7 protein-coding genes are annotated in these 12,616 nt (G+C 70.5%); all 7 read left to right on the top strand.

The window, feature by feature from the left end:
* The first annotated feature begins 19 nt into the window (after nt 1-19).
* On the top strand, nt 20-3,631 hold the full coding sequence (gene smc / locus GP2_RS00595) for a chromosome segregation protein SMC (RefSeq protein ID WP_006898495.1): 3,612 nt from the start codon (nt 20-22) through the stop codon (nt 3,629-3,631).
* Nucleotides 3,628-5,208, top strand: a complete 1,581-nt coding sequence (gene ftsY, locus GP2_RS00600) for a signal recognition particle-docking protein FtsY (protein ID WP_006898496.1) — start codon at nt 3,628-3,630, stop codon at nt 5,206-5,208. Before smc ends, ftsY begins: the two co-directional genes overlap by 4 nt.
* Nucleotides 5,209-5,505: 297 nt before the next feature.
* Nucleotides 5,506-6,840: an ammonium transporter gene (locus tag GP2_RS00605; protein WP_006898497.1), complete on the top strand. Its 1,335-nt coding sequence runs from the start codon at nt 5,506-5,508 to the stop codon at nt 6,838-6,840.
* Nucleotides 6,841-6,889: 49 nt separating this feature from the next.
* Nucleotides 6,890-7,228, top strand: coding sequence for a P-II family nitrogen regulator (locus GP2_RS00610; RefSeq protein ID WP_004572306.1), 339 nt, complete (start codon nt 6,890-6,892; stop codon nt 7,226-7,228).
* Between the two features lie 168 nt (nt 7,229-7,396).
* Nucleotides 7,397-9,907 (top strand): [protein-PII] uridylyltransferase, encoded by a 2,511-nt coding sequence (locus GP2_RS00615; RefSeq protein ID WP_051997130.1) that lies wholly within the window; start codon nt 7,397-7,399, stop codon nt 9,905-9,907.
* Nucleotides 9,908-9,945: 38 nt separating this feature from the next.
* The gene (gene ffh, locus GP2_RS00620; protein WP_006898499.1) at nt 9,946-11,520 is read left to right on the top strand and encodes a signal recognition particle protein; all 1,575 of its coding nucleotides are present in this window, start codon (nt 9,946-9,948) and stop codon (nt 11,518-11,520) included.
* Nucleotides 11,521-11,523: 3 nt separating this feature from the next.
* The gene (locus GP2_RS00625) at nt 11,524-12,603 is read left to right on the top strand and encodes an amidohydrolase family protein (protein WP_006898500.1); all 1,080 of its coding nucleotides are present in this window, start codon (nt 11,524-11,526) and stop codon (nt 12,601-12,603) included.
* Nucleotides 12,604-12,616: the final 13 nt, after the last annotated feature.

The following is a 12,616-nucleotide window of genomic DNA, read 5'->3' on the forward strand; positions in this document are numbered from 1 at the left end:
GTGAGTAGTCTGTACCGTCGTGCACCTCAAAAGCCTGACCCTGAAGGGCTTCAAGTCGTTCGCCTCGGCGACGACCCTGCGCTTCGAGCCGGGTATCACGTGCGTCGTCGGCCCCAACGGCTCCGGTAAGTCCAACGTCGTCGACGCCCTGACCTGGGTCATGGGCGAGCAGGGCGCCAAGGCGCTGCGCGGCGGCAAGATGCAGGACGTCATCTTCGCGGGCACCTCGGGCCGCCCGCCGCTCGGCCGTGCCGAGGTCACGCTGACCATAGACAACTCCGACGGCGCGCTGCCCATCGAGTACTCCGAGGTCTCGATCACCCGGCGCATGTTCCGCGACGGCGCCGGCGAGTACGAGATCAACGGCAACTCGTGCCGCCTGATGGACGTGCAGGAACTCCTGAGCGACTCCGGCATCGGACGCGAGATGCATGTCATCGTGGGACAGGGGCGCCTGTCGGCGATCCTCGAGTCCCGTCCCGAGGACCGGCGCGCGTTCATCGAGGAGGCCGCGGGCGTCCTCAAGCACCGCAAGCGCAAGGAGAAGGCACTCCGCAAGCTCGACGCGATGCAGGCCAACCTCGCGCGCCTGACCGACCTGACCGCCGAGCTCCGGCGCCAGCTCAAGCCATTGGGCCGCCAGGCCGAGGTGGCGCGCCGTGCGCAGCATGTCCAGGCCGAATTGCGCGATGCCCGGCTGCGTCTGGCCGCCGACGACCTGGTCACCCGGCGGGCGGAGATGGCCGAGCACGCCGCGGTCGAGGAGGAGGTGCGGCGCCGGCAGGACGAGGTCGCCACCGAGCTCGACCGGGCCAACGCCGAACTCGCCGAACACGAGCAGCAGCTGGCGGAGATCACGCCGGCCGCGGCGGCGGCCGGGCGTGCCTGGTTCCGCCTGTCGGCCCTCGCCGAACGCGTCGACGCCACGCGGCGCGTCGCCGCCGAACGCAGCCGCTACCTCAGCGAGGCGACCACCGAGACGACCGGCCCCGACCCGGAGGAGCTCGAGGCGCAGGCGCTCGAGGCGGCCGAGCTCGAGGCCGAGCTGACCGAGGCCGTCGAGATCGCGGCCGAACAGCTCGAGACCGCCCGCGAGGAGCTGCGCGAACGCGAGGCGATCGCCGAGGAGGCCGAGGCCGCCCATCTCGCCGCGGTCCGGGCCATCGCCGACCGGCGGGAGGGACTCGCCCGGCTCGAGGGGCAGGTCGACAACCTGAGGACCAAGGCCGAGTCGGCCGACGCCGAGGAACAGCGGCTCACCGACGCGATCGCCGATGCCACCGAGCGTGCCGAAGCGGCTATCGCACAACAGGATTCGGCCGCAGGCGAACTTGCCCAACTGGAGGCCTCCGAACAGGCCCTCGACGAACACCACGAACGTTGCGTCGCCGCGCTGAATCTCTCCAACGAGCGCGTCGCGACGCTGCAGGCGCAGCACCGCGAGGCCGAACAGGCCATCGCATCCCTGTCCGCGCGGGTCGAGGCGCTCTCGATGAACCTCGAGCGCAACGACGGCGGGGCATGGCTGCTGGACAACGCGCCCGACGGGCTGCTCGGTCCCATGTCGGAACTGGTCACCGTGGAGCCCGGTTTCGAGACCGCGATCGCCGGGGCGCTCGGCCCGGCGGTCGACGGCATCGTGACCGTCGACGGGATCGCCGCGGTCCGCGCCCTCGAGGCGCTCAAGGCCGGCGACGGGGGACGGGCCGCGCTGATCTGCGGCGGGCTCGACGGCGCGGCCGCGCGCGAGCGCGAGGTGCCACTGCCCGAGGGAGCCCGGTGGGCCTCGTCGGTGGTCCGCTGCGGGCCGGAGATCCGCGGCGCGATCGACACCGTCCTGGCCGACACGATCATCGTCGACGACCCGGCGCAGGGTCTCGAACTCGCCCGCCGCCTCGGTGTCCGGGCCGTGACACCCGCCGGCGACCGCATCGGTCCGGCGTCGATCGAGGGCGGTTCCTCGCGTCGACCGTCGACGCTGGAGGTCCAGTCGGCCATCGACGCCGCCACCGAGGAGCTCGCCGCCACCCGGCGCCGCGTCGAAGAACTCGAGGCAGCGCTCGACGGCGCCCTGACCGAACAGCGTGAGCGCCGCGAGGCCGCAGAGGAGGCGCTGGCCGCGCTGCACGAGTCGGACGCGAGCGTCGGCGCCGCCTACGAGCAGATGGCGCGGCTCGGGCAGGAGATCCGCACCGCCCGCGCCGAGGCGGACAAGTACACCCGGCAGCGCAGCTTCCTGGAGAAGGGCCGCGAGGAGACCCTGCAGAAGCTCCACGAGCTCGAGGAACGCCTGCGCCTCGCCCGGGACGAGACCGAGGTCGGCCCCGAGGTCGACACCGACGACTCGGCACGGGCCGAGGCCGCGGCCGCGGTCGGCATCGCCCGCGGCGCGGAGATGGAGGCGCGGCTCGCCCTCCGCACCGCGGAGGAACGGCTCGCGTCGGTGCGCGGCAAGGCCGACTCGCTGCGCAGCGCCGCCCAGCGCGAACGCGAGGCACGTGAACGCGCCCGGCGCGAGGACGAGATCCGGCGCCAGGCCGCGGGTGTGGCCGCCGCCGTCGAGCGCGAAGGCGCGCAGGTCGCCGAGCGACTCGCCGCCGCCGTCGCCACAGCCCAGGCCGGGCGCGACGAGCTCGAGGAGATAAAGCAGGCGCGGTCGGCGACGCTCGACGAGCTGCGGCTGCGGGCGGGGGAGCTCTCCACCACCCTCAACTCGCTGCGCGACGCCGTGCACCGCGACGAGGTGGCCCGCGCCCAGGTGGCGTTGCGGATCGAACAGCTCGAGGAACAGATCGTCGAGACCTTCGGCATGGCGCCCGACGAGCTGATCGCCGAGTACGGCCCGGATGTGCCGATGCCGCCGTCGGCGCTCGAGATGCAGGAGTACGAGGAGGCCAAGGCGCGCGGTGAGCAGGTCGTCGCGCCGGCTCCGATGCCCTACGACCGCGCCACCCAGGAGGCCCGCGCCAAGAAGGCGCAGAAGGACCTCAACACCCTGGGCAAGGTGAACCCCCTCGCGCTCGAGGAGTTCGCCGCGCTCGAGGAACGCTACAACTTCCTGTCCTCGCAGCTCGAGGACGTCAAGGCCGCCCGCAAGGACCTCCTCGACGTCGTCGACGACGTCGACGCCCGCATCCTGCAGGTCTTCACCGAGGCCTACGCCGACGTCGAGCGGGAATTCGCCCAGGTCTTCCAGACGCTGTTCCCCGGCGGCGAGGGACGCCTCGTCCTCACCGACCCCGACGACATGCTCACCACCGGCATCGAGGTGGAGGCCCGCCCGCCGGGTAAGAAGGTGAAGAGGCTCTCGCTGCTGTCCGGCGGCGAGAAGTCGCTGACCGCGGTCGCGATGCTCGTCGCCATTTTCCGCGCCCGTCCGTCGCCGTTCTACGTCATGGACGAGGTGGAGGCCGCGCTCGACGACACCAACCTGCGGCGTCTCATCAAACTGTTCGAACAGCTGCGGGAGAAATCGCAGCTCATCGTGATCACCCACCAGAAGCCCACCATGGAGATCGCCGACGCCCTCTACGGCGTCAGCATGCGCGGTGACGGCATCACCACGGTCATCTCGCAGCGCATGCGCGGTGTGAACATGCCCGTGGCCCAACAGGAGGACACCAGCCAGTGAACACCGGAATCATCATCGGCATAGTCGTCGCGGTACTCGTCGTGGCGGCGCTGATCGCGCTCGGACTGGTGCTGTCGCGTCGGCGTCGCATCTCGCTCACCGACAAGCCCGAACAGACGCAGATCGTCGACGGCACGACCCGGCAGGTCGACAGATCCGGTGGGTACAAGGCCGGGTCGGGCTTCACGTTCAGCCGAAGCGATTCGGATACCGCGCTGGCCGAACCCCCGAAGCCCGCGCCGAGACCGGCCCCGAAGCCCGAGGCCCCGATCCAGAAGCCGGTCCAGCCGGTGCAGGAGCGCACCGACGTCGACGGCCAGCCCGGTGTCGGCGACGACGCCGCGGTCCCGCGCGATTCCGTGCGCCGTCCCATCCAGGACATCGCGCTGCCCGACGTGACCGAGGAGAAGGCCGCCGAGCCCGAGGCGGAACGGCCGGAGGTCACCGAGCCCGAACCGGAGGTCGCCGAGAAGACCGCCGAGGAGACGGCCGCGGGGGAGACGATCACAGACGAGGAGACCGCGACCGCGCCCGAGGCGCCTGCGGCCCCGGCTGAGCCCGAGACCTCGGCCGTCGAGCCCGAGGCCCCTGCCGAGGAAGCCGTCACCGTTCCCGACGACGCCTCCGCGGCCACCGCCGCGCCGCCGCGTGAGGAGATCGCGCCCACCGCCGGTCGCCTCGGCCGTCTGCGCGGTCGCCTGGCCCGTTCCCAGGGCGCGATCGGCAAGAGCGTCCTGGGTCTGCTCGGCGCCGGCGACCTCGACGAGGAGAGCTGGGAGGAGATCGAGGACACGCTGCTGATGGCCGACCTCGGCACGGCAACCACCATGACCGTCGTCGAGCGGTTGCGCACCGAACTCGCGGCCAACCCGGTGCGTAGCGCCGAGGAGGCCCGCGCGCTTCTCAAGCGGGTGCTCGTCGAGGAGCTCGACCCCACGCTGGACCGGTCGATCAAGGCGCTGCCGCATGCGGGGCGCCCCGCCGTCGTGCTCGTGGTCGGTGTGAACGGCACCGGCAAGACCACCACCACCGGCAAGCTGGCCCGTGTTCTCGTCGCCGACGGCCGTCGGGTGCTCCTCGGGGCCGCGGACACCTTCCGTGCGGCGGCCGCCGACCAGCTGCAGACCTGGGGCGAACGCGTGGGCGCCGAGATCGTCCGCGGCAAGGAACAGGCCGACCCGGCCGCAGTGGCCTTCGACGCCGTCGACCGCGGCATCGCCACCGGGGTCGACGTGGTCATGATCGACACCGCCGGCCGCCTGCACACCAAGACCGGCCTCATGGACGAGCTCGGCAAGGTCAAGCGCGTCGTGGAGAAGAAGGCCCCCGTCGACGAGGTCCTGCTCGTGCTCGACGCCACGATCGGCCAGAACGGCCTCGCGCAGGCCCGTGTGTTCGCCGAGGTCGTCGACATCACCGGCGTGGTGCTGACCAAACTGGACGGCACCGCCAAGGGCGGCATCGTGTTCCACGTGCAGAAAGAACTCGGCGTTCCCGTCAAGCTCGTGGGCCTGGGCGAGGGCGCCGACGATCTGGCGCCGTTCGAGCCCGAGGCGTTCGTCGACGCCCTGCTGTGATCCCCGCCGTGTGAACTCGGCCCAGTGCGCCCGGCTCCGTTCGCGAGCCGGGCGCACGCGTGTCTGCACCCGCCCGATCGCTCCCGAGCACGCGTGCGATCCGAGGCCACGAAGGAACATTCGGTCGGTGAAACGCTGAGACCCGCCTCAGAGACCTCCTGGTGATTTACGTCCGTGAAATATAAATCGCCAATCGGGTTACGCGTCCGAAACGTGAAGGCACCACTGCTGAAACCGAGTGCCGACAGTCTCTTTGAAGGCGCCGAGCCGTCGGCGCATCCTGAGGAGGTTTCTACAGTGGTTTTGGCGCTGCCAGAAGATGCGTTCGGCGCATTCGACACCGGCGACACCGCGTGGATCATCACCAGCGCGGCGCTGGTCCTGTTGATGACACCCGGACTCGCGTTCTTCTACGGCGGACTCGCACGAGGCAAGTCCGTCCTCAACATGATGATGATGTCGTTCATCTCGCTGGCCACCGTCAGCGTGGTGTATGTCCTCTGGGGCTTCTCGATGGCATTCGGGAACGGCATCACCGGTGACGACGACATCGCCGGGTTGTTCTCGAACCCCTTCTCGCTCTTCGGCTCCGGCCAGCTGGCCGACACCATTCCCGGCCCGGACGGGACCGAGCTGGTCGTGACCGGCGGCAACTCCATCCCGTCGTTCGTCTTCATGGGCTTCCAGCTGACCTTCGCGGTCATCACCGTCGCACTCATCTCGGGTGCGCTGGCCGAGCGCGTGAAGTTCGCCACCTGGACCGTCTTCACCGTCCTGTGGGCGACCATCGTGTACTTCCCGCTCTCCCACATGGTGTGGGGCGGCGGCATCATGTCGGGCGCCGAGAAGGGCTTCGCGTCGTGGATGTTCGGCAGCACCGACGGTGAGGCCAACGTCGCGCCGATCGACTTCGCCGGTGGCACCGTGGTCCACATCAACGCCGGTATGGCCGCTCTGGTCCTGGCCCTGATCGTCGGCAAGCGCGTCGGCTTCGGACGCACCGCCTACCGTCCGCACAACATCCCGTTCGTCATGCTGGGCGCCGCCCTCCTGTGGTTCGGCTGGTTCGGCTTCAACGCCGGCTCGGAGCTGGCCGCCGACGCCGCGACCGGTCTGGTCTGGGTGAACACCACCGCCGCCACCGCCGCCGCGATCATCGGCTGGCTCGCAGTCGAACTCATCCGCGACAAGCACGCCACCAGCGTCGGCGCCGCATCGGGCATCGTGGCCGGTCTGGTCGCCATCACCCCCGCCTGTGGCAACCTGACCCCGGTCGGCTCGCTCATCCTGGGTGTCGTCGCGGGTGCGCTCGCGGCCCTGGCCATCGGCCTGAAGACCAAATTCGGCTACGACGACTCGCTCGACGTCGTCGGCGTCCACCTGGTCGCCGGCCTGTGGGGCACCGTCGGCGTCGGCCTGCTCGCCGTCGACACCGGCCTCTTCTGGGGCGGCGACTACAAGCAGCTCGTCGTCCAGGTCGTGATCGCGCTGTTCGCCCTCGTGTTCACCGGCGTGCTGACCGCGATCATCGCCCTGGTGCTCAAGCCTCTCGGCTGGCGTGTCAGCGACGAGGACGAGAAGAGCGGCATCGACGAGGCGGAACACGCCGAGACCGCCTACGAACTGGCATGACGCTCCAGACAATCGCTACTACGCTGACACCCGTGGAGAGGGATAACTAATGAAGCTGATCACTGCAATCGTCAAGCCGTTCACGCTCGAGGACGTGAAGGCCGGCCTGGAGCAGGCGGGAATCCTCGGCATGACCGTCAGCGAGGTCCAGGGCTACGGACGCCAGAAGGGCCACACCGAGGTCTACCGCGGCGCCGAGTACTCGGTGGACTTCGTGCCCAAGGTCCGGGTCGAGGTCGTCGTCGACGACGCAGCCGTGGACAAGGTCGTCGACGTCATCGTCGAGGCCGCCCGCACCGGCAAGATCGGTGATGGCAAGGTCTGGGTCTCGCCGGTCGAGTCGGTCGTGCGAGTCCGCACCGGTGAGCGTGGTGGCGACGCTCTGTAAGTGAGCTCGTGCCCTTTCTGAACACCCGAAGGCGGCCCCGCGTCCGACGACCCGTCGGCGCGGGGCCGCACCGTTCACACCCGGTTTCTCCGGCGCACGCGCCGGAAGACCGCCCGAGACCAGGAGACTCCCGTAGCCGCAACCGATCTCGCCAAGACCCGCCGGCAGCTGACCGAGTCGAGCCGGAACGGGAAACTCGACGCACCGGCACTCCGCCAGGTGCTCGTCGACCTGCACGAGTTCTGGCTGACCAGCAAGGGCGCCGAACTCGGCATCAAACCGAACAGTGGATTCGCCATCGTCGCCGTCGGCGGCCTGGGACGCGGTGAGCTGCTGCCGTATTCCGACCTCGACCTGATCCTGCTGCACGACGACATGCCCGCCGAGCGGGTCTCCGAGGTCGCCGACGGCCTCTGGTACCCGTTGTGGGACGCCAATATCCCGCTCGATCACAGCGTGCGGACCGTGCCGCAGGCGCTGCAGGTCGCCGCCGAGGACGTCACCGCCGCGCTCGGGCTCCTCGAGGCCCGTCACATCGCCGGCGACGAGGATCTGTCCTCCCTGCTCATCGGCGGGGTCCGTCAGCAGTGGCGCAACGACATCCGCAACCGCTTCTCCGACGTCGTCGCGCACGCCCAGGACCGGTGGCGTCGCGCCGGCGACATCGCGCATCGTGCCGAACCCGACCTGAAGAACGGCCGGGGCGGACTCCGCGACGTCCAGCTCCTCAACGCGCTCGCCATCGCCCAGCTCACCCACGGGATGGGCGGGCTGCGACCGGATTCGCCCGGAGCGAGGCCGCAGGCCGCCTACACCCGGCTGCTCGACATCCGGACCGAGCTGCACCGCATCGCCGGGCGCCCGCGCGAGCAGGTGCGGGCGCAGGACGCCGACGAGATCGGCGCCGCGCTGCGGATCGGGGACCGCTTCGACCTCGCGCGGGTCATCAGCGACTCCGCCCGCACCATCAGCTATTCCATCGACGTCGGCCTGCGCACGGCGGGTAACGCGCTGCCGCGCCGCGGCCTGGCCAAGCTCCGCCGGTCGCCGTTGCGCCGTCCGCTGGACGAGGGAGTCGTCGAGCACAGCGGCGAGATCGTGTTGGCGCGCAACGCGATTCCCAGCAAAGATCCCGGTCTGATCCTTCGCGTCGCGGCCGCGTCGGCCCGGACCGGCCTGCCGATCAGCGCCTCCACGCTGAGCCGCCTAGCCGACTACGCACCCGAACTCCGGGAGCCGTGGCCCGCCGAGGCGCTCAGCGACCTGCTGGTCCTGCTCAGCTCCGGCCACCACATGGTCGATCCGATCGAGGCACTCGACCGCACCGGTCTGTGGGGCCGGCTCCTGCCGGAATGGGGCGCGGTCCGCGACCTGCCGCCGCGCGACGCGATCCACACCTGGACGGTGGACCGCCACCTGGTGGAGACCGCCGCCTACGCGAGTTCGATGACGACGCGGGTGTCGCGCCCGGACCTGCTCGTGCTCGGTGCGCTCATCCACGACCTCGGCAAGGGGCGCGGCGCAGACCACAGCGTCGTCGGCGCGGAACTCGCGGTCCAGGTCGGCAACAGGTTCGGGCTGTGGCCGCAGGACGTGCAGATCCTGTCGGACATGGTCCGCCACCATCTGCTGCTGCCGCAGGTGGCGACCCGCCGGGATCTCGACGATCCGGCGACCGCCGAGTACGTGGCCACCACACTCGGTCACAACCGGGTCCTGCTCGAACTGCTCGCGGCACTCGCCGAGGCCGACTCCCTCGCGACCGGCCCGGGGGTGTGGGGGGAGTGGAAGGCCTCGCTGATCGGCGAGCTCGTGCGGCGGTCGATGCGCCACATCGAGGGCGCGCCGCTCGAGGCGCCCGAACCGCTGACGCCCGAGCAGCTCGCGGTCGCGGCCGAGGCGGAGTACGCGGTGCGTCTCGTCCGCGCCGACGGTCAGCACACCTACGACGTGACGATGGTCGCGCCCGATCAATCGGGTCTGCTGTCGAAGATGGCGGGCATCCTCGCACTCGGCGGGCTGCGCTCGCACAAGGCGACCGCGCAGAGCCACGAGGGCAAGGCGATCAACTCGTTCGTCGTGGTGCCGGTGTTCGGCAGTCCGCCCGACGCAGGCCTGCTCCGTCAGCAGCTCATCGCCGCGGTCAACGGCAAGCTCGACGTGCTCGGACGCCTCGACACGCGGGAGAAGGAGTCGCCGATCCCGACCATCGCGACCGTGGCCACCCAGCCGGGTGCGGCGGTTGCGCTCGGTGCCAGCGCGGGCAGCACCGATCCCGATGTCGACGGGGCGGGCCACCCGAAGACTGCGGTGCCGGCGCTGTTCGCCGTCGCACCGCCGCGGGTGACGTGGCTCGACGCCCCGGGCTCCGGCGATCCCGGCGACCGGGAGGCCCTGCTCGAGGTGCGTTCCGACGACCGGGTCGGCTTGTTGAGCCGGGTCGCCGCGGTGCTCGAACGCCACGGCGCCGACATCCGATGGGCCAAGGTGTCCACGCTCGGCGCGACGGTCGTCGACATCTTCAGCCTCCGCCTGGCCGAGGACACCGACGAGGCGCGCACGACCATCGCCGAGGCGATCGTCGCCGTGTGCCCGCCGCCGCAGCCCAAGCGCGACCCCGACGGTGACGGCTCGTCGCCCGGCGGTGCGACCTCCAGGTCCGGGGTGCCGATCTCCTGAGTGTGAGGTCACCGGAACCACATGGAAGTATGGGAACCATGTTCGATTCCCTCTCCGACCGGTTGACCGGTGCCCTGAAGGACCTCCGCGGCAAGGGGCGGCTCTCCGACGCCGACATCGACCGCACCTGCCGGGAGATCCGGCTCGCCCTCCTCGAGGCGGACGTCTCCCTGCCGGTCGTGCGTGCCTTCATCTCCCGGATCAAGGAGCGTGCGAAGGGACAGGAGGTCTCGGCGGCGCTCAACCCCGCCCAGACCGTCGTCAAGATCGTCAACGAGGAGCTCATCGGCATCCTCGGCGGGGAGACCCGGCGGATCCAGTTCGCCAAGAACCCGCCGACGATCATCATGCTCGCCGGTCTGCAGGGCGCCGGTAAGACCACCCTCGCCGGCAAGCTCGGCCACTGGCTGAAGAAGCAGGGGCACACCCCGCTGCTCGTCGCCTGTGACCTGCAGCGCCCGGGCGCCGTCCAGCAGTTGCAGATCGTCGGCGAGCGCGCCGAGGTTCCGGTGTTCGCGCCCCACCCGGGAACGGGCGTCGGCGGCGAGGGAGAACTCGGCGTCACCGCCGGCGATCCGGTGTCGGTGGCGAAGGCCGGCGTCGAGGAGGCGAAGGCCAAGCTCTACGACGTCGTCATCATCGACACCGCGGGCCGCCTGGGCATCGACGCGGAGCTGATGAAGCAGGCCTCCGACATCCGCGACGCCACGCAGCCCGACGAGGTGCTGTTCGTCGTCGACGCGATGATCGGTCAGGACGCGGTGACCACCGCCGAGGCCTTCGCCGAGGGCGTGGACTTCACCGGCGTCGTGCTGACCAAGCTCGACGGCGACGCCCGCGGCGGCGCGGCGCTGTCGGTGCGCGAGGTCACCGGCCGGCCGATCATGTTCGCGTCGTCGGGTGAGAAGCTCGACGACTTCGACGTCTTCCACCCCGACCGCATGGCCAGCCGCATCCTCGGCATGGGCGACGTGCTCAGCCTCATCGAGCAGGCCGAGCAGCATTGGGACGCCCAGCAGGCCGAGGCCGCCGCGACCAAGATCACCCAGGGCGAGCTGACCCTCGAGGACTTCCTCGAGCAGATGCTGATGATCCGCAAGATGGGGCCCATCGGCAACATCCTCGGCATGCTGCCGGGCGCCGGCCAGATGAAGGACGTGCTGTCCCAGGTCGACGACAAGCAGCTCGACCGGGTGCAGGCGATCATCCGCGGCATGACGCCGGAGGAGCGGGCGAATCCGAAGATCATCAACGCCTCCCGCCGACTGCGTATCGCCAACGGCTCGGGTGTGACCGTCAGCGAGGTCAACCAGCTCGTCGACCGCTTCTTCGAGGCCCGCAAGATGATGGCCGCGATGTCGGGCCGCATGGGCATGGGCGGAGTGAACCGCAAGTCGAAGAACAAGAAGGGCAAGAAGGGCAAGAAGGGCAAGGGCCGCGGACCCACGCCGCCGAAGATGCGCGGCGGCTTCCCCGGGATGCCCGGCATGCCCGGGATGCCCGGCGGGTTCCCGGACCTGTCGAACATGCCGCCCGGACTCGACGAGCTGCCCCCGGGCCTCGAGGGCATCGACATCTCGCAGTTCCAACAGCCCACCAGGAAGAAGAAGTAACCCATGGGCACCGGCGCGCGTCACTATCGGGGCAACGATCCGTTGACCGGTGAACCGGTCGAGTTCTGGGTGAGCGGTGAGACCATCTCCACCACACCGGTTCCGGGAGCCGAGACCGCGGTCGACGGCGGCTGGATCCTGCCGGGCCTCGTCGACGCCCACAACCACGTGGGCATCGCGCCCGGGCTCGGCGTCGACATCGAGCAGGCCCGCGGATACGCCTACGCCGACGCCCGCGCCGGGACGCTGCTCATCCGCGAGGTCGGGTCCCCGCTGGACACCCACCCGCTCGACGACGACCCGCTGTGCCCGCGGTTCATCCGCGCCGGCAAGCACATCGCGCGCCCCAAGCGGTACCTGCGCGACTACGGCGTCGACCTCGACGACCCCGACGAGCTCGCCGCCGAGGTGGCGCGCCAAGCGCAGGCCGGCGACGGCTGGGTGAAGCTGGTCGGGGACTGGATCGACCGTGAGGTGGGCGACCTGGCGCCGCTGTGGAGTCGCGACCAGCTCGCGGCCGCGGTCGAGGTCGCGCACGCGCACGGCGCCCGGATCACCGCGCATGTCTTCGGCACCGACGCCCTCGTCGACCTGATCGACGTGGGCGTGGACTGCATCGAACACGGCACCGGACTCACCGGCGATCTCATCGACGAGATGGTGGAGCGTTCGATCGCCTTGGTGCCCACGATCATCCAGGTGGACAACTTCCCGGGGATCGCCGACGGCGCGGGCCGGTTCCCGACCTACGCCGCCCACATGCGCAAGCTGTACGCCGACGCGCCGGCGGTGTTCGACGCCGCGCGCGAGGCCGGCGTGGCGATCTTCGCCGGCACCGACGCGGGCGGGTTCGTCGAGCACGGTCGCATCGTCGACGAGATCGAGAAGCTCTCGGCTGTCGGACTCGGCAACGCGGGCGCCATCGCGGCCGCGAGCACCGAGCCGCGGCGGTGGCTCGGCGCGGGCCTCCTCGACGACGGCGATCGCGCGGATTTCGTTGTGTACGAGGAGAATCCGGTTGACGACCTCGGTGTGCTGCGTCACCCCTCGACCGTGGTGTCATCGGGCCGACATCTGTTGTGAGGAACGCCACAAG

Origin of the sequence: Gordonia paraffinivorans NBRC 108238 (genome assembly GCF_000344155.1) — a bacterium.
Classification (GTDB): Bacteria; Actinomycetota; Actinomycetes; order Mycobacteriales; family Mycobacteriaceae; genus Gordonia; species Gordonia paraffinivorans.